Genomic DNA, 25,203 nt, shown 5'->3' on the forward strand with positions numbered 1-25,203 from the left:
CGTCCTCTCCTCCTCTCGACCTTACCGCCGCGGCGTGGACGAGCCCGACGCCGAGGGGGCCGGCTGGGCCTCCTCCGGGGGCGCGGAGGTGACGATCAGCACCTCCTCGAGCCGCGAAAAATCCACGGCAGGCGTCGCGTAGACCTGCTGGTAGATGCCGAAGTCCCGCTTCACGACCTGCGTCACCTTGCCGACGGGAATGCCCTTCGGATACCGCTTCCCGACGCCGCTCGTGACGAGCAGATCGCCGACCTCCACCTCGTCGGTGCGCTGCACGTACTCCACGCTGCAGAGGTACTTCGTCTCATCGCCCGTCCCGCGGACGAACCCACGCGCGCCGGTCCGTTGCACGACGACGTCGACGCCGCTGCCCGCGTCGACGACGAGACGCACATCGATCGTGTCGCCCGAGACCTTGAGCGTCGTGCCGACGACGCCGTCGGGCGAGATCACGGGCAGGTTCGGCTGCACGTCGCGCGACTCGCGATCGAGGCTCACGCGCGCGACGCGGAAAAACTCGTTCGTGTTTTTTCCGACGACCTGCGCGCTCACGACGTCGGTGCGGACGCTCGTGCGCAGATCGAGCAGGCGCCGGAGCCTCCGGTTCTCTTCCTCGAGCGCCTCGAGCTTGCGCACGCGCTCACGGAGACGCGCGTTCTGCGAGGCGATCCGCGCGTTGTCCTCCTTGACGTCGACCAGGTAGATGTAGTCGCCCCAGATGTTCGAGAGCCCGCGCGCCAGCGTCGCCGCGGCGTACTGGAGGGGCGTCGCGATCCGGACGATCACCTTGTCGGCGCCCGTGACCTTGCCGGGATCACGCATGCTGGCCCGGAGGAACCAGAACGGCACCGCCAGGGCGAGCAGGACGATGGCCAGGTCGCGGTAACGCTTGAAGTTCATGCTTCGGGCGGCGCTGCCGCCGGGAAGGGCGGCCTGGGGTAACGCCAGGGAGGTCCCCGGTCTTCCCTCGATGCCACGAGAGACGCGCGGACGCTACCTGGACGCGCGCTCCGGTCAGCTGATCGTGACTTCCTTCAGGAGCTCGAGGTGATCGAGCGCTTTTCCGCTGCCGAGAACGACGGCGCTGATCGGATCGTCACAGACCATCACCGGCAGGCCCGTCTCTTCGCGGAGCAGCACGTCGAGATTTTTCAGGAGGGAACCGCCGCCCGTGAGCACGATCCCCTTGTCCACGATGTCCGCCGCGAGCTCGGGGGGCGTGCGCTCCAGCGCGACGAGCACGGCGTCGACGATCGCGTTCGTTGGTTCTGCAAGTGATTCGCGGATCTCGTCCGAGTTCACGACCACGGTCTTCGGGATGCCCGCGACCATGTCGCGCCCTTTGACCTCCATCGTGAGCTGCTGCTCGAGCGGGTACGCGTTGCCGATCGTGATCTTGATCCGCTCCGCCGTCTGCTCGCCGATGGCCATGTTGTACTTGCGCTTCATGTACGCCATGATGGACTCGTCCATCTTGTCGCCGCCGACGCGCACGCTCTGCGAGTAGACGATGCCGGCGAGGGAGATGACCGCGACCTCCGTCGTGCCGCCTCCGATGTCGACCACCATGTTGCCCGAGGGCTCGGTGATCGGAAGGCCGGCGCCGATGGCCGCCGCCATGGGCTCCTCGATGAGGTACACCTCGCGCGCGCCGGCGCCCTCCGCGCTCTCTTTCACCGCGCGTTTCTCGACCTCGGTGATGCCGAAGGGCACGCAGATGATGATGCGCGGCTTGACGAGCGTGCGGCGGTTGTGCGCGCGGGCGATGAAGTAACGCAGCATCGCCTCGGTGATCTCGAAGTCGGCGATGACGCCGTCGCGCAGCGGCCTCACGGCTTGGATGTTCCCGGGCGTGCGCCCGAGCATCTCCTTCGCCTCACGGCCGACCGCGAGCACCTTCTTGCCGCCGCGGTTGTCGCGCTGCACGGCCACCACGGAAGGCTCGCAAGAGACGATGCCCTTGCCCTTCACGTAGATGAGCGTCGTGGCGGTGCCGAGATCGATCGCGAGATCGTTCGAGAACAGGCCGTAGAGCCAGTCGAAGATCATCGCATCGCCTTTGAAGCTTGGGGTCCGGTCCGCCCGAGACGTGCATCCATGCCGCACGGGCAGACGGCGGTCCTATCATCCATGGTGGGTGGTCGCAACGAGAGCACCTGCTCAGGTCGGGCACACCCGTTCAGCAGCAAGCACGGGCGAACCCATGGCCATGCCATGGATCCGCCCGTCAATCACGTTGGTACGTGCACAGGCAGATCCGGGAAAGGCCGATCAGCCCTTCGAGATCTTGCCTTCCTTGTGCTCGTAGTGCTTGCGGCACACCGGACAGAACTTCTTGATGACGAACTTGTCCGACATCGTCCGCTTGTTTTTCGTCGTGTGGTAGTTCGCCCGGCCGCAATTGCCGCACGTCAGCTTGATGATGTCGCGCATGGCTGTCTCCTGAAACTCACCGGTTTCGCGCCGGCTCGGTCACGGGCACGCTCGCGTGAGGCGCCGCGAAACCCGCCCTCCGTGACCCCGCCGCGACGGGGGGGCCTGAAGGAGGGCGGTAACCTACGGAATTTCCCGCCGCTGTCAACGTCGGCGAGCAACAGATCGACGAAGGGGCAAACGAGAGGACCGGGCGAGCTCGGAGCTCACGCTCCGTCGCTCGCCCTCGCCGCTCATTCCTCGTCCCAGTCGTCGTCGCGGCCGCGAACGTCCCAGTTCTTGTTGTTGCGACGTCCGCCGCCGCCACCCGCAGGGCCGTCCCCGTCGTGGCCACCGCCGCCGCCACCACGACGGCGACGATCGTCGAACGTCTTGCGCTGCGGAGGCGGAGGAGGCGCAGGGTTGTAGCCGCTCGGGCCACCACCACCGCCGCCGCCGCCGCCGTAGCCGCCGCCGGCATAACCGCCGCCGCCACCAGGACGCTCCTCGCGCGGCGGACGTTCGCCCTTCGGATGGGCGAGGTTGACGACGAGCCGACGGCCACGCACGTCCACGCCGCGCAGCGCTTCGATCGCAGCCTTCGCCGCCTCGGCGCTCGCCATCGTGACGAAGCCGAACCCGCGCTTGCGCCCGTCCGCGTCCATCGGCAAGTGCACGCGCACGACGGGGCCCGCGCCGGTCGAGGTGATCATCGACTCGACCTCCTCGATGCTTGCATCGTACGGGAGGTTGCCGACGTAGAGAGTGCGGTCGGGCGCTGCTGCAGCAGGCCCGCCGCCACCACCGCCCATGCCTCCGCCGCCCATGCCGCCGCCCATGCCGCCGCCCATCGGCCGCGCGCCGCCCACGCCGCCTTCACGGCGCGGAGGCTCGGCCTGGAAGGGCCGCACGGAGATCGACTTGCCGCCCTGGAACGATCCGTCGAGCGACTCGCGAGCGGCGCTCGCCTCTTCGCTCGTCGCGAGCGTCACGAACCCGAAACCGCGCGGCCGACCCGTCGCGCGATCCTTCGGCAGGCTCACCTCGACGACGTTGCCTCCTGTCGCCTCGAAGAGCCCGCGGAGAACATCTTCGGTAATGGAGTCGGGCAACCCTGCTACGAACAACTTACGAGAATCTTCAGCCATCGAAAAACCTGCGCACCATCGATCCTAGCGCCTCGCCTCCGAGGCTCGCGCCCTCTTGCTCGCCTCGAACACTCTCCCCTCGGAGACTTGCCTCGCATCACGATGGCGAGGACCGAACCTCCTGGGACGAGCTACAGCCCACGATATATGGCCTCCTTCCCGCGTCAAGGGAGCCCCCGAAGGCCCGTTCGTCGACGAGCGCGTCGATCCCTCCGCGAAGACCCCCCAAAGCCCCTGCTCGACCCGCCGCGTCACCCCTTCCCCGCCTCGCCGTTCGGTCGCTGAAACAAGCGTCGCGAAGCGGCGTTCGCAGCGAAAAAAAACGTAGAACGAGCGCGTCAGCGCCCGAGCGACCCGGACGGAGGATCCGCTTGCGTCGCCGGACGTAAATCGTGTTACGACCCGTTTCCCGAGGTTCAAAACGCGATGGCGGAGCACTTCAACATCGAGCGCTTGATGGATTCGTCCGGCAGGGTCGACCTTTCGGACATCGACTGGTCCGAGGTCCCGAAGCACCCGATGACCCCCGAGGCGATCCGTTGCCTGCGGTATTTCCTGCTGACGGAGAACTCGACGTTCTTCTACACGAAGGCCCTCATGTCCACGAACGCCGTGTACGAGGAGCCGGAGATCGCGCCTTTCCTCTGCGTGTGGATGTACGAGGAGGAATTCCACGGACGTGCCTTCCGAAGGTTCATGGAAGCGCTGGGCGAGCCGCTTTCTCCGACGTACCGGCGTGACATGTTCCTCTCGCGCAGCCCCGGCGAGCGGATCGACGAGTTCGGGCAGAACATGCTCGGCAAGCTCTTCCCGACGCACTGGCCTGGCGTGCACATGGTCTGGGGCACGATCCAGGAGTTCACGACGTACAGCGCCTACCAGGCGCTCATCGAGCGGATCGATCACCCGGTCCTGAACAAGATCTGCCAGCGGATCATGAAGCAGGAGCTCCGCCACTACGCGTTTTATCGCGAGCACGCGAAGCGCCGCCTGCAGCGCGATCCGATGACGGCGAAGATCGTCTCCGCGGCGCTGAAGCTCGCTTGGACCCCCGTCGGCGACGGTATGTGCTCCAAGGAAGACGTCCTTCACACGATCCGCTTCCTCTTCGACGGTCTCGACGGCAAGGCGATCGCGCGCGTCGATCAGAAGATCAGCGAGCTGCCCGGGCTCGAGTGGTTCGACCTGTTCACGAAGTTCGCCGAGCGCCACAACATCCGACGCGCGCCCGACGCGTGGTTCCCGCGTAACTTCCGCGCGAAGAAAGAGCCGAAGGCGGACGCCGCCGAGCCCGCGCTCTTCGACGCGGAGTGACGTTCGGCAGGGACGCTCGACGTGATCCACGCGCGACGTGGATCGCGTCGAGCGATGCTCGCCCGGCCCTCTAGCTCTCCTGCTCCGCCGCCCCATCACTCTCGCTGCTGCTCTGCTCTGCAGGCGTGCTCTCCACGGGGCGAGCCTTCTTCTTGCGCTTCTTCTTCCCAGCCGCGGGCGGCGCGCCGTCGGCGTTCGCCGACTTGTCCTTGGCGAGCACGAACGTGAAGTAGGCGCCGACGGCGAAGAGGCCGAAGCAGGCCCATTGCGCGGGCGTCAAGCCGCCGTACCGCGGATCGCCGCCGAGCATGCTCGCACCCTCCTCCTCGCGGAAGAAGTCGAGCAGGAAGCGCACGGGCGCGTACGCCATGCAGATGATGCCGGTGAAGTAGCCCGGCGGCCGCGGACCACGACGCCAGAGCAGCGTGACGATGATCGCGAGCGGGATCGTCAGGAAAAACTCGTAGAGACCGAGGTCGTAGCGACCGACCCAGCCGCTGCCCATCGGGTAACGAACCGCGAACCACGCGTCGGAGAGGCGGCCTGGGTGATCGTGCACGACGGAGCAACCGGCGCGGCCGAAGATCCAGGCGATCGGGAAGGTCGCGACGACGACGTCCGCGTACGCGAGGACCTTCTCGCGCTTGATGAACTTGTACGCGAAGCAGCCGATGATCGCGCCGATGAAGCCGCCGTAGCTCGACAGGCCGTCCCAGAGCATCAGCAGGTAGAGCGGATCGCGGGCGACGCGCTGCGGGTGGTAGAAGATCGCGTCGAGGACGTGCCCGCCGATGAAGCCCGCAGCGACCACCCAGAAGATGAACTCGTTCATCTTCTTCGTGTCGAGGTTGCGCTCCTTCGCGCGGTGCATCGTGATGACCGAGCCGATGTAGACGCCGAGCGCGACGAGCGTGCCGAACGGCTTGATCGACGGCGGGTGCGCCGGATCGAAGAGCTTGCCCAGGACGGGGACGTCGAGCAGGAAACCGAGCGGGATCTCGGGGAGCGTGATGTAGGGGATCAGCGGCTCTGCCACGCGGACGTGCGTAGCGCAGCGCGCGCGCCGACGCCATGGACGCGCGCGGTGAGACGCAAGCTTCTGCGTCGAAGGCTCCCGCCCCGGCGAAGGGTGACGTCGAACACGGGCTCTGATAAGACCTCGGCGTGCGAGCGCTGTCCTTGCCCGGCTGCGCCTGCCGGGCGGCGTTCCAGTTCGGCGTGCTCTCGCGCCTCGTGGCCGCGGACGAGCGCTTCGATCTCGTGGCGGGGGCCTCGTCGGGCTCCATCTCCGGCGCGGCGCTCGTCGCGGGCCTCGCGGGCGTGGGCCCGGACCTCTGGCGCTCGATGGCGAAGACGCCCGTCGTGTCGCGGCGCTACCTCTCGAGCGAGCGGAGCCCGTTCGGGATGAGCGCGGTGCTGCGCGGCGCGCTCGAGCGCTTCTTGCCCGAGGAAAAACTCCACCGGACGGAGACCGAGCTGCTCGTCGCGACGACACACGCGCGGCGCTTCTTCGCGGGGAGGAAGGACGCGCTCGTCGTGCACTCGAACCACGAGCGGCGCGACATGCACGACGTGCTCGTGGCGTCGTGCTTCATCCCGGTCGTGTACGCGCGTGTGCCGCGTCTCGACGGCGACGTGCACCTCGACGGAGGCGCCGCGGACAACACGCTCATCGACACGCTCGTGGCGCGCGGGGCGACGGACATCACGGTGATCTCTCCGTTCCCGGGCGGGAAGATCGCGCGCACGCTCTTTTCGCCCGAGGAGCCTCCGAAGGCGCCGCCGCACGTGCACCTCCGCCTGCTCTTCCCCGAGCGGCCGCTCCGGCAGCGGCACTTCGATTTCGATCCGGGTCCCATGGAAGAGGCGCTCACGATGCCGCACCGATCGGTCGTCATCGAGCCGAGGAGTCGTCAACAATTATGAGCACCAACGAAAAACCCGAGGTCTTCCAGGTCGCCACCTTCACCCTCAGCGACACGCGCACGCCGAGCGACGACGTGGGCGGCCGCGTGCTCGTCGATCGCCTGCGGGCGGCGGGGTTTTCCGTCGTCTCGCACGCGATCCTGCGCGAGGAGCCGGACGAGCTACGCGAGGCGATCCACTACGTCTGCGACGCGGACGCGGCCGACGCGATCGTGCTGACGGGCGGGACGGGGATCGCGCCGCGCGATCGCACGATCGAGGTGATCGAGCCCATGCTCGACAAGACGATCGACGGCTTCGGCGAGGCGTTCCGCAGGCTCTCGTGGGATCAGATCGGGCCCCGCGCGATCCTGTCGCGCGCGATCGCCGGCGTGGTTCGAGGCAAGGTGATCGCGGCGCTGCCGGGCAGCCCGAGCGCCGTGGAGCTCGCGGTCGATGCGCTGCTCGCGCCGACGTTGTCGCACGCGATCGCTCTCGCGTCGGGGCGGGGCGGGAAACACGCCGCGCACGGTCATCAGCACGGCAAGCACGGGAGGAAGCACTGATGCTTTCGTATCGCGACGCGCTCGAACGCCTGCTCGCCGCGGCGAAGCCGGTGGGCAAGGAGCGCGTGAGCGTGGATCAATCGGCCGGGCGCGTGCTCGCGGAGGACCTCGTCGCGCGCGCGCCGATGCCGGCGTTCGATCACAGCTCGATGGATGGATATGCGGTGCGCGCCGCGGACTTCGAGGGAGCCGGGCCGTTCGAGTTGCCCGTGGTCGGCGAGAGCTCGGCCGGCGGCGAGAGGCCCGCGCTCGCGCCGAGGACGGCCTGTCGGATCTTTACCGGCGCGCGGCTGCCCGAAGGCGCGGATGCCGTGATCATGCAGGAGAACGTGGAGCGGCGCGGCGACGTGATCGTGATCCGCGAGGCGCCGAAAGCGGGCGCGTGGATCCGGCGGCGTGGATCCGATCTCGCGGAGGGCGCGGTGGCGATCGCGCGCGGCACGCGGATGACGCCGGGCCACGCGGCTCTCGCGGCGGCGCTCGATCGCCCCTTCGTGCTCGTGGCGCAGCGGCCCGTGGTGACGATCCTGTGCTCGGGTGACGAGCTGCGATCGCCGGGCGAGCCGGGCCAACCCGGATCGATCGCGGAGTCGAACGGCGTGTTCGTGGCGGCGGCCGCGCGGCAGATCGGGGCGATCGCGCGCGTGGGCGCGTACGTGCGGGACGACCTCGACGTCGCGCGCGCGGCGGTCGTGGAGGCGCTGCGCGGGAGTGATCTCGTGGTGACGATCGGCGGCGTGAGCGTCGGCGATCGTGACGTGATGCGGCCTGCGTTCGAAGCGGCGGGCGTGACGCTCGATTTCTGGCGCGTGGCGATCAAGCCGGGAAAGCCCATCGCGGTGGGTCGCGCCGGGGAGGCGCACGTGCTCGGGTTGCCCGGCAATCCCGCGAGCGCGTCGCTCACGTGGCTGCTCTTCGGTGCGCCGCTCGTGCGCGCGTTGCAAGGCGATCCGGCGCCGCTCCCGCGGCGTGAGCGCGTGGTCGTGGTGGGCTCGTACGATCGCACGCCGGGCCGCGAGGAGTTCGTCCGCGCGCGGATCGAGCCGGGCACGGGCCCGGTGCGCGCGCGCATCCTGCCGAACCAGGCGTCGGGTGCGGTGACGAGTTTCGCCGAAGCGGAGGTGCTCGTGGTGGTGCCCGCGAGCCAAGGACGCGTCGAGGACGGGAGCGAGCTCGAAGCGATCCGGATCGACGCGTTCTGAGGTCAGCGCTTCTCGTCGTGCGCGTGATGCGCGTGCGCGTGATGCTCGTGTTCGCCGTGATCGGGCGTGCAGCGCGCGTCTTCCCAGCCGACCCAGTAAGGCCCGTCGGGGCCGTGCTCGCGTTTCCAGATCGGGAGCCTGGCCTTGATGCGATCGATGAGCTCGCGGCACGCACGGAAAGCCTCGCCGCGGTGCGGGGCGCTCGCGGCGCATGCGACGGCGACGTCGCCGACGTGGAGTGCGCCGATGCGGTGCGTGGCCGCGACACGAACGCCGGGGATCTCGCGCTCGAGCTCTTCGAGGATCCGCTGGAGCTCCGCCTCGGCCATCGTGCCGTAGGCCTCGTATTCGAGCAGGCTCACGGCGCGGCCGTCGTTCATGTTGCGAACGACGCCGAGGAACGTGGCGATCGCGCCGGCCTCGGGCCGCGCCACGATCTGGATGACCTCGTCGAGCGAGAGCGCCTCGCGGCGGATACGCGTCGCGCTCACGGCGACCTCCTGAAGTGGCCAGATCGTCCGCCGCTCTTCTCCACCAGCATCACGTCCTCGACGACCATCTCGCGATCGATGCCCTTGAGCATGTCGTACAGCGTCAACGCGGCGACCGACGCGGCCACCATCGCTTCCATCTCCACGCCGGTCCTGTCGGTCGCCTCCGCGCTCGCCGTGATCGTCACGCGAGCGGCGGCCGCGTCGACGTCGAGCGCGATCGCCACGTGCGTCAGGGCGATCGCGTGGCACATCGGGATGAGCTCCGGCGTGCGCTTGGCGGCCATGATGCCGGCGATCCGCGCCGTCGCGAGCACCTCGCCCTTCGGCGTATCGCCACGCGCGAGGCGAGAGGCGGTCTCGGGCCGCATGCGCACGCGCGCGACCGCGACGGCACGCCGCTGCGTTGGCTGCTTCTCGGCGACGTCGACCATCCGCACATCGCCGCGAGGACCGAGGTGCGAGGAGAGGCTCGTCGCATCGGTCGCGTGCGCCGCGGCGCGCGGGAGGAGGACGTCGAGCGCGGCCGAGAGGATCGCCGGATCACCACGCTTCGCCGCGCGGCGGAGACAGTGCACGAGAGAGAACCGAGCGAGGCCCGAGAGCGAGGCCCACCTGCGCGCATCGATCGATCGACCCGCCGGCAACGCTTCGCGCAGGCCTTCGGGCAGGTGATCCGGGCTCGGATCCGCGGTGAGCGGCATCGGGAGCGCAGGCGGGTGGGCTTGTTGCACGATCTCGTTGACGGTCGCGACGTCGACGACGGCTTCGGTGCCGGCGCGCGTGATCCGCCGTCGATCCTCGAACGCGAGGGAGCGCCACCCTTCGAGCGGCAGCCGGAGCCCGGCGTGATCGAGCGCGCGTCGCGCGGCCAGAGGAACGAGATCGAGCGTGGGCCCGATCTCCTCGGCTTCGAATGAAAACACTTCGTTCACGGCGGCTGGATCCTACCCGCCGATCGCGCGCATGGACACGCCCGCGGCGGTCTCTTCGGTGCAGCCCTTCCAGATCGTGCCGTCGGGCTTCATCGACCAGGCGCGCCCGATGTGCTCGACGATCGCCTCCGCGTCGCCCGCACGCGCAGGCGCCGCTGCGTCCACGCCGTCGTCCGTGGCGAGGCAAGGCCTGAGGACGCCCGTCGACGAGACGCGCAGGCGATCACAGGTCTCGCAGAACGTGTCGCTCGTGCCCGTGATGAACCCGACACGAAGCGCCGGATCGTGGCGAGCGCGCACGTACTTCGCGGGGCCGAGGCCCGGATCGGTGACGGCCTCCTCGGGGAGGAGGTGCTCGGCGAGCGCGCGGCGCATCTCGGCCGCGGTGACGAGGTGATCGGCCACGAGCTTCGCGCCCTCGGCGATCGGCATGACCTCGAGGAACCGCGGCAAGAGGCTTTTTTCCCAGGCCCAGAGCAGGATGCGCTCGAGCTCGTCGTCGTTCACGCCGCGCAGGACGACGGTGTTGAGTTTGATCGGCGAGAACCCCGCTTCGATCGCGGCGTCGATGCCCGCGAGGACGGCATCGAGATCTCCACCACGCGTGACCTCGCGAAAACGGACCGGATCGAGCGTGTCGATCGAGACGTTCACGCGATGCAGGCCCGCGTCACGCAGCGGCCGCGCGAGGCGCGCGAGCTGCGAGGCATTCGTGGTGAGCGCGAGGTCCTCGAAGCCAAGCGAGGAGAGGTGCGCGACGATCGAGACGATCTCGGGATGCACGAGGGGCTCGCCGCCCGTGAGCCGCACGCGACGCACGCCGGCTCGGCGCAGCGCCTCGAACATCGTCTTCCACGCCGCCGTCATGAGGCGGCCGTCCGTGTAGCCGTCGTTCCGCGAGGGCCGGCAGTACGTGCAGGCGAAGTCGCATCGATCGGTCACGGAGACACGCACGCTGCGCGGCGGCGGGCCGGCCGAAGCGCGCGTCGGAACGAGCGCGCGCGCGCCGAGCATCGGCAGAGATCGCCTCTTCTCGGCTGCCGGATCGTTCACCACCGCCATCGCCTCACCCTCCCGCGACGGGCGGGATCAACGCAACCTCGTCCCCCGAGCGGACCTCTTCGTCGGGCCCTGCATACGCGCCGTTCACCGCGACGCGGATGGATCGCCGATACGGCACGAGCGCGGGAAATCGGCTGCAAACGTGGTGAAGAAGCTCCTCGGCGGTGCACGGCGCATCGAGCGGAAAGACGAGCTCCGAAGCACCGAGCACGTCGCGCGCCCCCGCGAACGCGAGCAGCCTCACCGTGTTCGACATGTTCCGTAACGTAGCATTGTTGGATCGAGGTTGACAGATCGGGCGCGGAAACAAGCCGCCTCGTCGCAGTACCGGGCGGCCAGCGCCGAGATATATTCGCCCGTCCGATGAGCGAGCAAACCGGCACGATCGGCAAGATTCTGGCCGGACGGTACCAGGTTCGACGGGAGCTCGGGCGTGGCGGCATGGGGGTCGTCTACCTCTGCCGTGATCTCGTGGCCGACGACCGGGTGGCCGTGAAGGTCCTGAGCCGACCGGGGGCGCGGCCACGCGCCGAGGAAGCGTGGTGGTTCCACGAGGAGGCCCGCGCGCTCGCGGCGCTCTCGCACCCGTGCATCGTGCGCGCGCGTGACTTCGGCGCGCTCGCCGACGGCACGCCGTTCCTCGTGATGGATGCGGTGCCGGGTCGATCGCTGCACGAGTGGCTCTACCTCGCGCAAGAGGAAGGCGGCCTGCCGTGGCCGCTGATCTGGAAGATCACCGACGACGTGCTCGCCGCGCTCGCACATGCGCACGCGCGCGGCGTCATCCACGGAGATCTCAAACCGTCGAACATCCTCGTCGACATCCCGCACGACGACACGGAGCCGCCGACGGTGCACGTGCTCGATCTCGGGCTCGCGTGGCTCATGCAGGATCGTGTCGATCACAGGCTCGACGGCTCGCCCGTCTCGAAGCCGACGATCCGCTGGGGCGCAGGCACGCCGGGGTGGATGGCGCCGGAGCAGATCCGTTACGCCGCGCCGCACGTGGGTCCGTCGACCGATCTCTACTCGCTCGGCTGCGTGCTGTTCACGATGATCGCGAACCGCGAGCCGTACGAGGGCACGGACGAGGAGCTGCTCGCGAAGCACAAGAGCGCGGCGCTACCCGAGGTGCCGCTCCGTCCGGGCATCCCGCCGGACATCGTGCCGCTCGTGCGGCGCTTGATGAACAAGCGTCCGTGGCAACGCTTCGATTTCGCGGCCGACGCGCGCGCGCTCCTCTGGCGCATGCGGCCGCGCGGCGGAGATCCGACGGCGACGCCGAGGCCCTCGGCCGCGCCTCCGATGTCGATGCCCCTGCGCGATTCGCCGCTGGTCATCGAGAGCAACTACCTCGACTCGCAGGTGACCACGACGGGCCTGCTCGGCCTCCGGCCGAGCCCCTTCGTCGCGCGTGCCGCAGAGCGCTCGCGCCTGCTCGACATGGCGAACCAGATCGCCACGTCGGAGGCCGCGGAGCACCGCTTCGTGCTCCTCTCGGGTGAGGCAGGCGTGGGCAAGTCGCGCCTCGCGGAGTGGCTCTGCGAGGAAGTGCACGAGCGTGGCCTGATGGTGCCGCTGCGCGCGCGTTACCGGAAGATCGCCGCGCCGCTCGACGGCGTGGTCGGCGCGATCGTGCAGCACTACCGGCTGGAGCGCGAAGGCCGCGACGTCGTCGAGAAGGTCCTCCTGAACCAGTGGGAAGTCGCGCCCGACGATGACGAAGGAAAGATGTGGGTCGCGGCGACGGCCGAGTGGATCCGGCCCTCGTCGCAAGGCGACGCGATCGGCCCGACGGGCAAACGCTTCGCACTCTCGTCGGAGACGCGGTGGCGCGTGATGCAGTATGCGCTGCAGAAAATCGCGAAGAACCGTCCGTTGCTCCTGATGCTCGACGATCTGCATCACGGCTCGCCGACGACGTTCGAGGGCATGGCGCGGCTGCACCGCGAGACGCCGGGCCTTCGGCTGCTCATCGTCGGCACGGTGCGCGACGAGGCGATCATGACGGACCCGGTCGCGCGCGAGTGGGTCGAGTGGCTCCTGCGCGAGCTCGGCGGCGATCGCCTGACGCTCGAGCCGCTCGATCCGACGCAGACGCACGCGCTCCTTCGCGAGACGTTGCCGCTCGACGAGGCAGCCGTGGTCGAGGCCGCGCAACGCAGCAAAGGCAATCCGCTGTTCGCGCTGCAGATCGTTCACGCGTGGGCGACGGGCGGGCACATCGAGCTGCGCGACGGGCGCTACGTGGTGCCCGACGCGAAGCTCGCGATGCGCGCAGCCACGACGGCCGAGCTCTGGGAGGAGCGGCTGCGCGCGATCCCCGAGGATCTCCGGCGCGGCGCGCGCGCAGCGGCGGCGCTCGGCGGAGACATCCGCGAGGACGTGCTGAGGCTCGAGCTCGGGGCGCTCGGCGTGGACGCAGAACGCGCCGTGGCCGCGATGAAGCGCGCGCAGATCCTGCTCGCATCCGGAGAAGAACGCCTGCGATGGCCCCACGCACTCTTGCAAGAGCACCTGCTCGGGCAGCTCTTCGCGCAGCCCGACGCGCCCGTGGTCCTTCGCGCCGCCGCGAACGCACTCGCCCATCACCCCGACGCGAGCAGCCGGCGCATCGTGCGTCACCGCGTGATGAACCTCGTGCGCGCGGGCGACGTGAACGTCGCCGCAGAGCTCTTGCACCGATCGATCGCGGAGTCGTGGGGGCGCAAGCGCGACGTGCAGGCGACGTTGCGTGATCTGTCGCTGCTCGATGGTCGGCTCGAAGGTTTGCCGCTCGCGCACCATCGCAGGTGGCGCGCCGAGGCGCTGCGACACGCGGGCAGGCTCGAAGACTGCCGGCGCGAAGCCGAAGAGGCGCGCAGGCTCTTCCACGAGGCAGGCGATCCCGAGAGCGAAGCCGCGTGCCTCCGGCTCCTCGGTCACGCCACGAGTGATCTCGCCGCGCCCGCCGAGGGTCGCAAGCTCGTGGCGAAGGCGCTCGACATGTTCCAGTCGCTCGGCGACACGCACGGGCAAGCCCTCTGCGAGGTGATCCTCGGGGAGATCGACTTCCTGCTCGGCGCACACCTCGACGCCGCTCGCATCCTCGAGAGCGCAGGGCCGAAGTTCCAGGCCGTCGGCGATCGCCTCGGCCACGCGCAGTGCCTCGTGCTCCACAGCTTCGTCGAGCAGGCCGGAGGCTCGCCCGAGAAGGCGCGCGCGCTCCTACGCACGGCGCGCGCCGAGTTCGACGCAATCGGCTATCGCCTCGGCATGGCCCAATGCGACGTCACACTCGCGCACTCGGATCATCGCGAGGGTCGGCTCGAAGAAGCACGGCGGGTGGCGCTCCTGTCCCGTCGAAGCTTCCGCGACCTCGGCAACCCGCGCGGCGAGGGCGCATGCGAGCGTCTGCTCGCGATGACCGCATTCGACGCAGGTCAGCTCGACATGGCGGAGGCACACGCGCGCGCCGCGGCAGCGCTCTTCGATCGGCTCGCCGATCCATGGGGGCAAGTCGAGATCAAGATCATCGTCGCGCAGATCGCGCTCGAACGCGGTCAAGCGGAGGTCGCACGCGCAGCACTCGCCGAGTGCGAGGCCACAGGGCTCGCCGAGGCCGAGCCGAAGCAGCACCTCGCGCTCACGCGGGCATGGCTCGCGTACCACGAGGGCCGCTTCCAGGACGCCGCGCACGTGCTCGATCAAGCACGCAAGACGTTCCAGGATCCAAGCCGCACCGGCGACCACACCCCCGAACTCCTGCGCAGGTTCAGCCGCATGGGCTGGCCCACGCCCGCAAGCGAGACGATCGCCGCGTGGGTGCGCGCGCTCTCCACGCGGAGCCCGCTCTCGACGCCGCCACCCGCCGAGCAAGTCGTCGCAGCGCCGCCCTCCGCGAAGCCCAGCAGCTAGAGCTAGACCTAGCCGTCGGCGCGCGGGGCGTTGCCCCGCACCCCAGAAGGGGGCTGTCCGCCCCCTTCACCCCGGACCAGCGCAAGCGCTGGACTCGGGGTCGATGAACTGCGCGGTGCGCAGTTCATCGAACAGCCGAAGCAAGACCGGCGACGACCCTGCCAACCAAGACAGCACCGCTGACGGTTCGACGGGCGACACCCCGTCGCCACGTGAGACGGCCCCTCGTGGTCTTGCCACCGGCCGTTGGAAGAACTGCGCACCGCGCAGTTCTTCCACCAAAGGTCCAGCGCTTGCGCTGGTCCGGGTGCAGGGGCGGAGAGCCCCTGCTCGGGTCCGGGGTGAAACCCCGGCGCTACGTTCAAGCGGAGGCCACGAACTCCGCGGGGGCGGCCTCGGCGTGATCGGCGCGCTTCTCGAAGCACGCGACGATCGCGTCGCCGACGAGCGTGTCCTCTTCGAGGAGGCGCTCGGCGAGGAGGAGGACGCCGTCGCGCGTCTCGCGAACGATGCGGCAGGCGCGCTCGAGTTGCTGCTCGACGAGCTTGCGTGCGACCTCGTCGACCCGCGCGTGGAGGTGCTCGCTGTGCGTCACGTGGCCCGGGTGATCCGTCACGTTGATCGGCCCGAGCTCACTCATGCCGAGTTCGGCCACCATCTTCCGCGCGAGCGATGCGGCGCGCTGGATGTCGTCTGCCGCCCCTGCGGTCATCGTGCCGAGCACGACCATCTCCGCTGCGCGACCGCCCATGAGCATGCAGATCTGATCCTCGAGGTACTCCTTCGTGTAGAGCAGCCGATCGCGCTCGGGCAGCGCCTGCGTCACGCCGAGCGCTCGGCCGCGCGGCAGGATCGACACCTTGTGCACGGGGTCCGCGTGCTTCGCTGAGAGCGCCACCGTCACGTGCCCGGCCTCGTGTACTGCCGTCGCGCGCCGCTCCTCTGCGTCCATCACGAGGCTCTTGCGCTCCTCGCCCATCAGCACGCGATCACGCGCCTTGTCGATGTGCTCGAGGTCCACCTTGTCTGCGCCGCTGCGCGCCGCGAGGATTGCCGCCTCGTTCAACAGGTTCGCGAGCTCTGCGCCGGAGAAGCCCGGCGTCACCTTCGCCACGTGTGCGAGGTCGATGTCTTCTTTCAGCGCGATCGGCCGCGCGTGCACTTCGAGGATCTCCCGGCGGCCGCGCAGATCCGGCAGCGGCACCACGATCTGACGGTCGAAGCGGCCGGGGCGGAGCAGCGCCGGATCGAGCACGTCCACGCGGTTCGTCGAGGCCATGACGACGATGCCCGTCGTGTGATCGAAGCCGTCCATCTCGACGAGGAGCTGGTTCAAGGTCTGGTCGTGATCGGCGGAGGCCGAGTCCCCGCCGCGCCCGCGCGAGCGGCCGACGGCGTCGATCTCGTCGATGAACACGATGCAGGGCGAGACGCGGCGCGCCTCGGCGAAGAGGTTGCGCACGCGGGAGGCGCCGACGCCGACGAACATCTCCTGGAAGCTCGAGCCCGATGCGGAGAGGAAGGGCACGCCGGCCTCGGTTGCGACGGCGCGCGCGAGCAGCGTCTTGCCCGTGCCGGGATCACCCGTGAGCAACACGCCGCGCGGCGCGCGCCCGCCGAGACGACCGAAGCGCTCGGGGTTCTTGAGGAACTCCACCGTCTCGGCGAGCGCCTCCTTGACCTCGTCCATGCCGGCCACGTCCGTGAAGCGGACCTTGCCGACGCTGGGCGACTGACCCTCGGAGAAGTGCGCGCGGCTCTTCCTGCGGTGCAGACCGATGCCGACGGCGCCGAGCGCGAGCATCACCGCGATCGGCGCGAGCGCCGTCGCTGCGCGCGCGCCTGCCGAGCCCTCGCGTGAGCCGTATTCGACGGCGATGCCTGCGGCGGCGAACTTGTCGACGAGCGCGTGCCGCGCCTCCTCGTCCCCGACGATGCCCACGCGAAGAGAACCGTCGGCATTTCGGATCGAGAAGCGTTCACCCTCCACGCGTACCTCGGTGATCGCCTGCGATCCCGTGATCTGCGTGAGCTCGGTGTAAGAGATCGTCCCCTCGCGCGGTCCTCGCAGCGAGTAGACGAGGGCACCGATCGTCACCGCGATGATCAGAACGACCACCGGACCGACTACACGCCCCAGCCGCTTTTCGAATCTCGAGAGCCATCCCATCGCGTCGCACCTCGTCGCCCGGCCCAATCGATCCGGCGCGCAGTCGACCAAAACGGTCGCAACGGCCGGCGGTTTGCAGCCGGGGCGAAGCACGATAGCTGCGAGGAGGTTGTCCGCCAGCGTGGACGATGACGTTTTCTGTTCTGATTTCCGAGACTTATAGACTCGGCAGGCGAGCTCTGGCGGGCGTTTTTCCGGGTTTGTCCGGAAGTCAGAACGCGAGACCTGCGCGAAGACGGAATCCGTTGATGGTCGCCCCGTTCGAGCCGCCGAGCGGGCCGCCGAGTGGGACGAGGAATCCGATTCCCGCGCGTACGGCGAGCGACTTGCCGACGGGGATCGTGCTGTTCACGTCGGGCTCGATCACGAACTGCGCGCCGGAGTAGTCGCTCGTGCCCTTGGTGACCGGCTGCTGCGAGACCGCGAGCCACGCGCGCAGGCCCGGCGAGACCATGCCGTCGAGGAAGTCGTAGAAGAACGACGCGCTCGTCACCCAGTTGTACGCGGGCGAGTGCAACGTGCCGGTGGCCGCGCTCTCGGGCGTGCCGCCGCCCGTCTTGATCATGAGCTCGAACTTCGTGCTCGCCGCGAGGTGCAACAGGCGCGTGTCGTAAGCGAAGCCGACGCTCGGCGTCGCGCCGAGGCGGTTCGGTGTGTAGGGCGCTTGCTCCTCCCAACCTCGCGCGCCGGCGACGGCCTGGTTCAAGACTGCTTGTGGCCTCGCGCCTGCTGCATCCTGCTCGGGGAACATGTCGCCCTGCGCGGTGGGCACGGCGATCGCGAGGCTCACGGGGAGCGTCATGCGTCGCTTCAACTTGAAGCGCGCGTGCACGCTCGCCTCGATGTTGCCGAGGGCAAACGAGCTGACGGGGTTCTCGATCGGGCCGTCGATGCTGCCCGTCGCGAAGGGCACACGCGCGCCGATCGCCCACGTCTCGTTCAGGCGCCAGAAGAAGTACGGAACGAACGAGGCGACGGTGACGTCGGTGGGATCCGTATCGCTGAGGACATCGCGGGTCTCGCCGAAGCCGATCACCATGTCGACGCCGACCTCACGCGGCGGGAGCGCGCGGTAGTTCTCGGCCTTCGCCTCCTCCGCCTTCTCGTCCTCTTCCCGCTTCTTTGCGCCCGTCTTGCCGGACGGCGCGAATTTCCCCTCTTCGTCGGCGCCTCCGACGCCCCAGTCGCCCTCCTGCGCGGGCGGGAGCGGCGGGGGCTCGGCCGGCGGCGGAGGCTTCGCGTCGGGGTCGAGCTCCATGTCGGTTCCCTTGGTAGGCGGCGCCTGGGCGAAGGCGAGCGCGGGGACGGCGACGAGCGCGAGGGCGCAGGCAGAGAAGCCGACGGCGAGCTTCCGCTTGCTGCAGGAGATGGGCGTGGGGCGTAGCATGCTCGATGTCACGGGAGTGGGCTGCGACGCTACCATGCAGCCGAGGCGCCCGTCTCCCGGCGCGCGCGTGATGATCGCCATGCACCCCGACCAGCTCGCCGACTTCGAGATCCTGCGCCGCCTCGGCGCAGGCGGCATGGCCGAGGTGTTTCTCGCCAAGAAACGCGGCGCCGAGGGCACGTACAAGCTGCTCGTCGTCAAGCGCGTGCTGCCGGCGCACGGCTCGTCGCGGCGGTTCCGCTCGATGTTCGTCGAGGAGGCGCACCTCGCGACGCGCCTGAACCACCCGAACATCGTCCAAGTCTACGAGTTCAGCGACCACGGCGACGACGGGCTCTTGCTCTCGATGGAGTACGTCGAGGGCTTCGACCTCGGCAAGATCATGTCGACGGCGAAGCGCATCGGCGCGCGGATCCCGCCGTTCGTCGCGGCGTACATCGTCTCCGAGGCGGCCAAGGGCCTGCACTACGCCCACGAGCGCAAGGACGAGGGCGGCGTGCCGCTCGCCATCGTCCACCGCGACATCTCGCCGCAGAACATTTTGCTCTCGTACGAAGGCGCGGTGAAGATCGCCGACTTCGGCATCGCGAGCGCGAACCTCTTCCGCGAGGAGGCCGGCGTGCTGAAGGGCAAGTTCGGGTACATGTCGCCCGAGCAGGCCCGCGGCGAGCGCGTCGATCGGAGAGGCGACATCTACGCGCTCGGCGTCGTGCTGTACGAGATGCTCGCGCTTCGATCGCCGTACGGGAAGCTCGACGACGACGCGCTGCTCGAAGCCGTGAAGACGGGCGCGTTCCAGCCTCCGTCGACGCACGTGAGCGACGTGCCTCCCGAGCTCGAAGCCATCGTCCTCAAGGCGATGCGGGGACCGCGCGAGCACCGCTTCCAGACCGCGCGCGACATGAGCGCGGCGATCATGCGCACGCTGCTCGCGAAGCAGGAGCTCGTCGACTCGGCGTCGATCGAAGCCATGCTGCTCGAGCTCTTCGGACGTGAGCTCGAGCTGCCGCTCGCGAGCCCACGCGAGGCGCCGGAGGCCGCGACGCTCGCCGCGGTGCCGCTCGCGCGGACCCCGTCCGACGGGACGAACGGCGAGAAGCCCACGCGCGTCGCACGCGAGGTCCGGCACGTCGCGGTCGTCACGCTGCGCATCGACGGCACGGTCGATCTCGAGAGCGCGCACGGCAAGCAGGCCGCGCGGCGGATGGGCGCGTCGATCCGGCAGACGCTCGACGACATCGCGTTCAAGCGCGGCGCGGTGTGGTCGTGGGAGTCGCCGTGGTCGGCCCGTGCGGTCGTCGGCCTCATGGCGAACCCTTCGCGCGCGGCGGCCGACGCCGCGACGCTCGCGATCGACGTGCACGAGGCGCTCGCCGGCGCGAGCGAGGATCTGCCGGCGCCGCTGCGCGCGTCGATCGGCATCGTCCGGGGCATCGCTTCCGGTGAGCGTGATCCGCAAGGCCACCTCGTCCGACACTCCCTGCAGGAACCCGCGGACTTCCTCGCCGATCGCGTCGGCGCCGCGACGCCGTTCGGCAAGACGTGGGTCGCGGGCGGCGTCTACCGCCTCGTGCGGCGTGACTTTCGCTGGGGCGAGGCGCCGAGCCTCACGCTGGGCGACACGGGCGGCCACCGCGTTCCCGCGCAGATGCGCCTCTACGCGCTCGATCGACTCCTCACGCGTGAGGAGCGCACGGCGGAGCTCGTGCTCGGCCAGAGTGATCTCGTCGGACGCGACGCCGAGAAGGCAGACCTCTACGCCGCGTATCACCGCGCGGTTTCGCCGCCGCTCGGCGGCGTCCCGGGATCGCCTCCTTCGTCGGAAGCGTACACCTCGCAGGAGTCCCCGAGCGGCCCGAGGACGCAGGCCTTCGATGCGGCGCCGCTCTCGCGCAGATCCTTCGGCGAGCTCGTCGCGCGCGTGGTCGTCGGCGAGATGGGCATCGGCAAGACAGCGCTCGTCTCGACGTTCCTCTCGGAGCTGCCGAGCGGCGCGCGTGTGGTGCAGGTCGAGTGCTCGCCCGTGAAGATGGAGCTGCCGCTCGCCACCGTCGCCGACGTCGTGCGCGACGTGACGGGCATGGGCCTCGACAATTCGCTCGACGAGGCGCAAGGCGCGCTGCGCGACGTCTTCGGCCCCTTCGCCCGCACCCCGAGCGCGCCGCGTGAGATCCAGCGCCTCGCCGAGCTCGTGACCGGCAAACACGGCGATCACCAGGAAGAAGACGCGAGCAACTACCGCCACGACCTCGTCGTCCAGGGCATGCGCCACCTGCTCGCCGGGCTCGGGCGCAGGCAGCCGGTCGTCGTCGTCGTCGACGGCCTGCAGTGGGCCGACCGCGCGAGCCTCGAGCTCTTGAAGGAGCTGCTCCGCAGGAACGAGGCGCTCCCGATCCTCGTCGTGCTCGTGACGCGCGCCGACGAGCGCGTGCTCCCGTACGTCGAGGGCCTCGTGCGGATCGAGCTGCGCGGGCTCGAACCGGAAGAACAGGTGCGCCTCGTCGAGGCGCGGCTCGGCGTGCGGGAAGGCGTCGCGGCCGTGTGCAGCGAGCTCGTCCCGCGCGTCGCGGGCAACCCCTTTTTCCTGCTCGAGATGGTCGACGCGCTGCTCGAGCGCGGCACGCTGGAGATCGTCGAGCGCAGCGAAGGGCTCCACGAGCTCGTGCGGCACGAGCGCCCCGGCGAGCGCAGCGAGACCCTGCCCTCCACGCTCGAACAGCTCATCGGGGATCGCCTGCGCGAGCTGCCGCTCGCGGAGCACGACGTCGTCGACTGGCTCGCCGTCGCCGGAGGCCCGCTGACGGAGACCGACATCCTCGCGCTCGCGCGACTCCCCGACGACGAGGCGATCACGCGCCTCTGCGCGCGCGGTCTCTGCGATCGGCGCGCTGGCTCGGTCGACTTCCGCCACCCGCTCGCGCGCGACGTCGCCTACCTCGCGCTCGATACGGCCAAGCGCTCGCGCATGCACCTCTCGCTCGGCGAGCACCTCTCGCGCACGCCGCTCGCGCGTGGCCTCTCCGCCGCGATCGTCGCGCGCCACCTCGCGCGCGGCGAGGCCGCCGTCCCCGCCGCGGAGATGTACCTCGAAGCCGCGGGCGCCGCGCGCGCGACGCACCAGGAGCAGCTCGCGCTCCGTTACTACCTGCGCGCGCTCTCCCTGCTCCCGCCCGAGGATCCGCGCCGCATGAACGCGCACGCCGCGCTCGAAGCGATCTACCGGCACCTCGGACGCCGGAGCGAGCGCCGCAAGCACCTCGAAGCGTTACGCAAGCTCGCGCGGCAGAGCGGCAAGGCGCGCAGCGTCGCGCTCGCCCTCGTCCGCACCGCGCGCCTCGACTGCGACGACGGCCACCTCGCGCGAGGTTTACCCGCCGCGCAGCGCGCCACCGAGATCGCGCGCCTCGCGCGCCAGCCCGCGCTCGAGGTCGAGGCGTACACGATCCTCGCCGAGGTCCTCGGCGATCTCGGCGACGTGCAGGGCGCCATCGACGCCTGCGAGCGCGCGCTCGAGGTCACGCACACCGCCAAGCTCCAGCCGCGCCTGCGCGCCGAGGTGCTCCGCTCGAAGGGCGTCCTGCTCCGACGCATCGGCCGCGTCGAGGAAGCCGCCGCCGCGCACGCCGAAGCGATCGCCGTCTTCCGCGCCGTCGGCGCGCGCCGCAGCGAAGCGCGCGCGAAAAACGCCCTCGCGTACGCCATGTTCGTCATGGAGCGCTTCGAGGACGCGATCGCCCTCGGCCTCTCTTCCATCGGCATCGACCTCGCCATCGGCGGCCGCTTCCAGATCGCCAAGACGCTCAGCAACGTGGGCCAGGCCTACGCGCGCCTCGGCGACACCGAGCGCGGCCTGAGTTACCTCAAGCGCGCCCGCGAAGCGCACGAGCGCTACGCCGATCAGGACTCGCGCGCCGACACGCTCCTTTGCTCCGCGGAGATCCTCATCGAGCTCGGCATCATCGCCGAGGCCGCCACGATGTGCGGCGACGCCGGCGCGCTCGTGGCCGTCACCGGCAGCGCATACGACACCGTGCACGAGCGCATCGTCCGCGCTCTTCTAGCGCGCGCGGAAAACCGCCCGCACGAGGCCGTCGTCCACGCGCAGGCCGCGCGCAAGCTCGCCGAGCCGCAAGGTCTTTTGAGCTACCACATTCACGCGACCGCCATCGAATCCGCCGCGCGCGTCGACGCGGGCGAGCATCACACCGGTGTCCTGCTCGCTCGCACGGCGCTCGGCGCGATCGAAGCCACGAGCTTCTCCGAGTACGGCATCGAGGTCCGCGCGCTCTGCATCGAAGCGCTGCGCAAAGGCAGCTCCAGCGGCGCTCGTGACGCGCTGCTCCGCGCCGCGACGCACGTACGCAAGGTCGCCGGGTACGTCCGAGATGCTCGCCTCCGTGCGCTCTTCTTGCGAAGACCCGTCGTCGAGCGCATTCTGTCCGAGGCAGACGGATCCGACGCTACTTCTCGCTCGGATCCGCTCAGTCGCGGCGGAATGGCATGAGTTCGAAGACCACGAAGCGAGCGGGGGCGAGCCGACGAAAGGTCGCGTTGATCCTGTCGGGCGGCGGCGCGCGCGGCGCGTACGAGGTCGGCGTCCTGTCGTACGTACTCGACAATTTCGCGCGCGTGCGCGGCGCGGTCCCGCGCATCGACATCCTCTGCGGGACCTCGGTCGGCGCGATCAACGCGTGTTTCCTCGCCGCGCATCTCGGCGACGCCACGACGGGCATCCGCCGCCTCGCGAACCTCTGGACCGAGCTCGATCTGCCGGACGTGCTCGGCTTTGGCCTTCGCCAGGCCGTGAGCCTCCCGCGTGTCCTTCTCGGCGGCGGCAAGGCGGCGGCCGGCGTCTTCGACGTCACGCCGATGGCCAAGCTCGTCGAGCGCGAGATCCCGTGGCGGGCCATCGCGCGCACGCTCCGCCGCGGCCACCTCGGCGCGCTCAGCGTCTCGGCCACCGAGGTCGCGTCGGGTCGCACGGTCATCTTCATGCAGACCGGCCCCGACGGTGCGCTGCCCACGACGGCGCCGCCGCGCACGCTCATCCGCGGCGCGCACATCGGCCCGTTGCACGCGCTCGCCTCCGCGGCGATCCCCATCTTGTTCCCGCCCGTCCGCATCGGCCGCGAGCTCTTCATGGATGGCGGCGTCCGTCAGAACACGCCCATCGCGCCGGCGCTCCGGCTCGGCGCGACGCACGTCTTCGCGATCGGCCTCTCGCGCGAGCTCACGGGCCCGAGCACCATGCCCGAGGACGAGAAGCCGCCGGGCGCGGCCTTCCTGCTCGGCAAGATCCTGAACGCGTTCCTCCTCGATCACATCCAGACGGACCTCGAGGTGATGACGCGCTTGAACCACATCATCGAGGACGCGGAGAACACGTTCGGCGGCGAGTTCCTGGACAAGGTCAACGTGAGCGCCGAGCGACGCGGCACGATGCCGTACAACCGCATCCACTCGCTCGTCGTGCGTCCGAGCGAGGACATCGGCCGTCTCGCGGCCGAGTACGTGCGTCGCGGCAACATCCACGGCGGCCCTGCGTTCGCGCGGCGCATGCTCACGCTCGTCGACGTCGGCGAGGCGACCGAAGCGGACCTCGCGAGTTACCTGCTCTTCGACGGCGCCTTCGCGCGCAGGCTCATCGACCTCGGCCGCGCCGACGCCGAGGCGCGAAGGCACGACATCGCCGACTTCTTCGGCAGCGCGTCCGAGGACGACGAGCCGCGCCACGCCGAGAACACGAGCTGGACGATCCCTCCGCCCGTCGAGTGATCACGCCGCGATCGACGCGACCTTCCTGCCCGTGCGGCTCGCTGCGTACGTCGCGGCGCGCATCATCTGGAACGGACCGATCGGCATGATCCCTCGACCTGCGTGGAACGGCGTGAACGACAGCGCCTCCTGATCCACGAGGGATCGCTCCTCGAGATCGATCACCGCCACCGCTTGCCATCGCGACATCCGCAGGATCTGCTCCGGTGAACGCAGCCGCGCGCCGATCGCTCCCACCTGTGCGACCTCGAGCCGGAGCACCGCGTTCCCCGCGGCGACGGCCCGCTCGAGTCGCTCGCGCCGACTCCCGTGCGTGTCGTGTTGCCTCTGCCGCGACGGCATGAGCCTGAACTTCACGCGTCCGAGCCCGAGCACGTAGAACGGCAGGATCGCGTGGTACTGGTTCCCCAGGAAGTCGTGCACGTTCGTGGTGAGCGGCGCGAACGGCAGCGACCAGATGTGCTGGAACGTCGCGAAAAGCAGGTCTTGATCCCTCGCGGAGGCCTCCACCGACGTCGCCGTCGGCATGCGCCCGCAGAACCGCACCGCGATCCCGAGTGCGTCCGGCAGCTCCTTCTCGTGACGCCACCACGCGCTCGACAGCCGCACGAGCGCGGGCCCCGCGAGCCTCTGCGCGAGCTCTCCCACGGCACCTTCGCGCGCGAGGGGCCGCACGTCTGCCCGGAACAGGACGCCGTCCGGATGGAAGAGCCGTGCACGCCGGAGAAGACTCCCCTCCCCCGTGATCGGGGACAAAACGCCGCCAATCGCCCGCCCCAACGCTTCGGTCGCCCGCATCGCTCCCCTCCGCTTCGGTAGAACCTGGGCGTCCGCGCCACCCCTCCGCAAGCCCTTGCGTGCTCCTTCGTCCCCGCCCGACCGCCGCTGACGTTCCCCGTCCGTTCTCAATGATTTCACGTCGTTAGGAGATCCCCTGGC

At 69.8% G+C, this 25,203-nt stretch carries 19 protein-coding genes; 7 read left to right on the plus strand and 12 right to left on the minus strand.

The annotated features are described in order from the left end of the window. Positions 1 to 21 precede the first annotated feature (21 nt). From mreC to QHF84_RS04245, 4 genes are all read right to left on the minus strand, one after another. On the minus strand, positions 22 to 900 hold the full coding sequence (gene mreC, locus QHF84_RS04230) for a rod shape-determining protein MreC (RefSeq protein WP_281311862.1): 879 nt from the start codon (positions 898 to 900) through the stop codon (positions 22 to 24). Between the two features lie 114 nt (positions 901 to 1,014). Further along, positions 1,015 to 2,049, minus strand: coding sequence for a rod shape-determining protein (locus tag QHF84_RS04235; protein ID WP_136930736.1), 1,035 nt, complete (start codon positions 2,047 to 2,049; stop codon positions 1,015 to 1,017). Positions 2,050 to 2,271: 222 nt separating this feature from the next. Further along, on the minus strand, positions 2,272 to 2,433 hold the full coding sequence (gene rpmG / locus QHF84_RS04240) for a 50S ribosomal protein L33 (protein ID WP_281311863.1): 162 nt from the start codon (positions 2,431 to 2,433) through the stop codon (positions 2,272 to 2,274). 233 nt (positions 2,434 to 2,666) lie between these two features. Further along, the gene (locus QHF84_RS04245) at positions 2,667 to 3,560 is read right to left on the minus strand and encodes an RNA-binding protein (RefSeq protein WP_281311864.1); all 894 of its coding nucleotides are present in this window, start codon (positions 3,558 to 3,560) and stop codon (positions 2,667 to 2,669) included. A 426-nt stretch (positions 3,561 to 3,986) separates the two neighbouring features. Between QHF84_RS04245 and QHF84_RS04250 the strand changes: the two genes are divergently transcribed. Next, positions 3,987 to 4,874, plus strand: a complete 888-nt coding sequence (locus tag QHF84_RS04250) for an acyl-ACP desaturase (protein ID WP_281311865.1) — start codon at positions 3,987 to 3,989, stop codon at positions 4,872 to 4,874. 70 nt (positions 4,875 to 4,944) lie between these two features. Here QHF84_RS04250 and QHF84_RS04255 read toward each other — a convergent pair whose 3' ends face one another. After that, positions 4,945 to 5,910, minus strand: coding sequence for a prolipoprotein diacylglyceryl transferase family protein (locus tag QHF84_RS04255; protein ID WP_281311866.1), 966 nt, complete (start codon positions 5,908 to 5,910; stop codon positions 4,945 to 4,947). A gap of 128 nt (positions 5,911 to 6,038) precedes the next feature. On the opposite strand from QHF84_RS04255, the gene QHF84_RS04260 reads away from it, so the two are divergent. Genes QHF84_RS04260 through glp form a run of 3 tightly spaced genes read left to right on the plus strand, consistent with a single transcriptional unit; the run spans position 6,039 to position 8,547 of the window. Beyond that, positions 6,039 to 6,800 carry a patatin-like phospholipase family protein gene (locus QHF84_RS04260; RefSeq protein ID WP_281311867.1) on the plus strand — a complete coding sequence of 254 codons (762 nt, stop codon included), beginning with the start codon at positions 6,039 to 6,041 and terminating at the stop codon, positions 6,798 to 6,800. Continuing rightward, entirely contained in the window at positions 6,797 to 7,345 is a 549-nt protein-coding gene (locus QHF84_RS04265; protein WP_281311868.1) for a MogA/MoaB family molybdenum cofactor biosynthesis protein, read from the plus strand. The genes QHF84_RS04260 and QHF84_RS04265 overlap by 4 nt, the downstream gene beginning before the upstream one ends. After that, entirely contained in the window at positions 7,345 to 8,547 is a 1,203-nt protein-coding gene (gene glp, locus QHF84_RS04270; RefSeq protein WP_281311869.1) for a gephyrin-like molybdotransferase Glp, read from the plus strand. The genes QHF84_RS04265 and glp overlap by 1 nt, the downstream gene beginning before the upstream one ends. A gap of 2 nt (positions 8,548 to 8,549) precedes the next feature. Here the strand turns inward: glp and QHF84_RS04275 are convergent, their stop codons facing one another. Genes QHF84_RS04275 through QHF84_RS04290 form a run of 4 tightly spaced genes read right to left on the minus strand, consistent with a single transcriptional unit; the run spans position 8,550 to position 11,291 of the window. Beyond that, entirely contained in the window at positions 8,550 to 9,038 is a 489-nt protein-coding gene (locus QHF84_RS04275) for a molybdenum cofactor biosynthesis protein MoaE (protein WP_281311870.1), read from the minus strand. Further along, positions 9,035 to 9,973 carry a cyclic pyranopterin monophosphate synthase MoaC gene (moaC, locus tag QHF84_RS04280; RefSeq protein ID WP_281311871.1) on the minus strand — a complete coding sequence of 313 codons (939 nt, stop codon included), beginning with the start codon at positions 9,971 to 9,973 and terminating at the stop codon, positions 9,035 to 9,037. The genes QHF84_RS04275 and moaC overlap by 4 nt, the downstream gene beginning before the upstream one ends. A gap of 12 nt (positions 9,974 to 9,985) precedes the next feature. Continuing rightward, complete coding sequence (moaA, locus tag QHF84_RS04285) at positions 9,986 to 11,035, minus strand: GTP 3',8-cyclase MoaA (RefSeq protein WP_281311872.1); 1,050 nt, start codon at positions 11,033 to 11,035, stop codon at positions 9,986 to 9,988. A gap of 4 nt (positions 11,036 to 11,039) precedes the next feature. Beyond that, complete coding sequence (locus tag QHF84_RS04290) at positions 11,040 to 11,291, minus strand: MoaD/ThiS family protein (RefSeq protein WP_281311873.1); 252 nt, start codon at positions 11,289 to 11,291, stop codon at positions 11,040 to 11,042. Positions 11,292 to 11,398: 107 nt separating this feature from the next. Between QHF84_RS04290 and QHF84_RS04295 the strand changes: the two genes are divergently transcribed. Next, complete coding sequence (locus QHF84_RS04295; protein WP_281311874.1) at positions 11,399 to 14,932, plus strand: protein kinase; 3,534 nt, start codon at positions 11,399 to 11,401, stop codon at positions 14,930 to 14,932. Positions 14,933 to 15,293: 361 nt separating this feature from the next. On the opposite strand, the gene ftsH is transcribed toward QHF84_RS04295, so the two are convergent. Both ftsH and QHF84_RS04305 read right to left on the minus strand, forming a co-directional pair. Then, positions 15,294 to 17,051, minus strand: coding sequence for an ATP-dependent zinc metalloprotease FtsH (gene ftsH, locus QHF84_RS04300; protein WP_281311875.1), 1,758 nt, complete (start codon positions 17,049 to 17,051; stop codon positions 15,294 to 15,296). A gap of 262 nt (positions 17,052 to 17,313) precedes the next feature. Beyond that, on the minus strand, positions 17,314 to 18,489 hold the full coding sequence (locus QHF84_RS04305; protein WP_281311876.1) for a hypothetical protein: 1,176 nt from the start codon (positions 18,487 to 18,489) through the stop codon (positions 17,314 to 17,316). 34 nt (positions 18,490 to 18,523) lie between these two features. Here QHF84_RS04305 and QHF84_RS04310 point away from each other — a divergent pair, with 34 nt between their 5' ends. After that, entirely contained in the window at positions 18,524 to 22,993 is a 4,470-nt protein-coding gene (locus QHF84_RS04310; protein WP_281311877.1) for a serine/threonine-protein kinase, read from the plus strand. Next, positions 22,990 to 24,264: a patatin-like phospholipase family protein gene (locus tag QHF84_RS04315; RefSeq protein WP_281311878.1), complete on the plus strand. Its 1,275-nt coding sequence runs from the start codon at positions 22,990 to 22,992 to the stop codon at positions 24,262 to 24,264. Before QHF84_RS04310 ends, QHF84_RS04315 begins: the two co-directional genes overlap by 4 nt. Here QHF84_RS04315 and QHF84_RS04320 read toward each other — a convergent pair whose 3' ends face one another. Further along, positions 24,265 to 25,062, minus strand: coding sequence for a hypothetical protein (locus QHF84_RS04320; RefSeq protein WP_281311879.1), 798 nt, complete (start codon positions 25,060 to 25,062; stop codon positions 24,265 to 24,267). It lies immediately after the preceding gene. Positions 25,063 to 25,203 lie beyond the last annotated feature (141 nt).

Source organism: Polyangium sp. y55x31 (assembly GCF_029946505.1).
GTDB lineage: Bacteria > Myxococcota_A > Polyangia > Polyangiales > Polyangiaceae > Polyangium.

Excerpts from the sequence above, each read along its gene's own strand:
- glp (WP_281311869.1), top strand. The coding sequence starts at position 7,345 with ATGCTTTCGTATCGCGACGCGCTCGAACGCCTGCTCGCCGCGGCGAAG.
- QHF84_RS04320 (WP_281311879.1), bottom strand. The coding sequence starts at position 25,062 with ATGCGGGCGACCGAAGCGTTGGGGCGGGCGATTGGCGGCGTTTTGTCC.
- QHF84_RS04245 (WP_281311864.1), bottom strand. The coding sequence starts at position 3,560 with ATGGCTGAAGATTCTCGTAAGTTGTTCGTAGCAGGGTTGCCCGACTCC.
- QHF84_RS04265 (WP_281311868.1), top strand. The coding sequence starts at position 6,797 with ATGAGCACCAACGAAAAACCCGAGGTCTTCCAGGTCGCCACCTTCACC.
- QHF84_RS04250 (WP_281311865.1), top strand. The coding sequence starts at position 3,987 with ATGGCGGAGCACTTCAACATCGAGCGCTTGATGGATTCGTCCGGCAGG.
- QHF84_RS04235 (WP_136930736.1), bottom strand. The coding sequence starts at position 2,049 with ATGATCTTCGACTGGCTCTACGGCCTGTTCTCGAACGATCTCGCGATC.
- QHF84_RS04295 (WP_281311874.1), top strand. The coding sequence starts at position 11,399 with ATGAGCGAGCAAACCGGCACGATCGGCAAGATTCTGGCCGGACGGTAC.
- QHF84_RS04305 (WP_281311876.1), bottom strand. The coding sequence starts at position 18,489 with ATGCTACGCCCCACGCCCATCTCCTGCAGCAAGCGGAAGCTCGCCGTC.
- rpmG (WP_281311863.1), bottom strand. The coding sequence starts at position 2,433 with ATGCGCGACATCATCAAGCTGACGTGCGGCAATTGCGGCCGGGCGAAC.
- moaA (WP_281311872.1), bottom strand. The coding sequence starts at position 11,035 with ATGGCGGTGGTGAACGATCCGGCAGCCGAGAAGAGGCGATCTCTGCCG.
- QHF84_RS04310 (WP_281311877.1), top strand. The coding sequence starts at position 18,524 with ATGCAGCCGAGGCGCCCGTCTCCCGGCGCGCGCGTGATGATCGCCATG.
- QHF84_RS04315 (WP_281311878.1), top strand. The coding sequence starts at position 22,990 with ATGAGTTCGAAGACCACGAAGCGAGCGGGGGCGAGCCGACGAAAGGTC.
- QHF84_RS04290 (WP_281311873.1), bottom strand. The coding sequence starts at position 11,291 with ATGTCGAACACGGTGAGGCTGCTCGCGTTCGCGGGGGCGCGCGACGTG.
- mreC (WP_281311862.1), bottom strand. The coding sequence starts at position 900 with ATGAACTTCAAGCGTTACCGCGACCTGGCCATCGTCCTGCTCGCCCTG.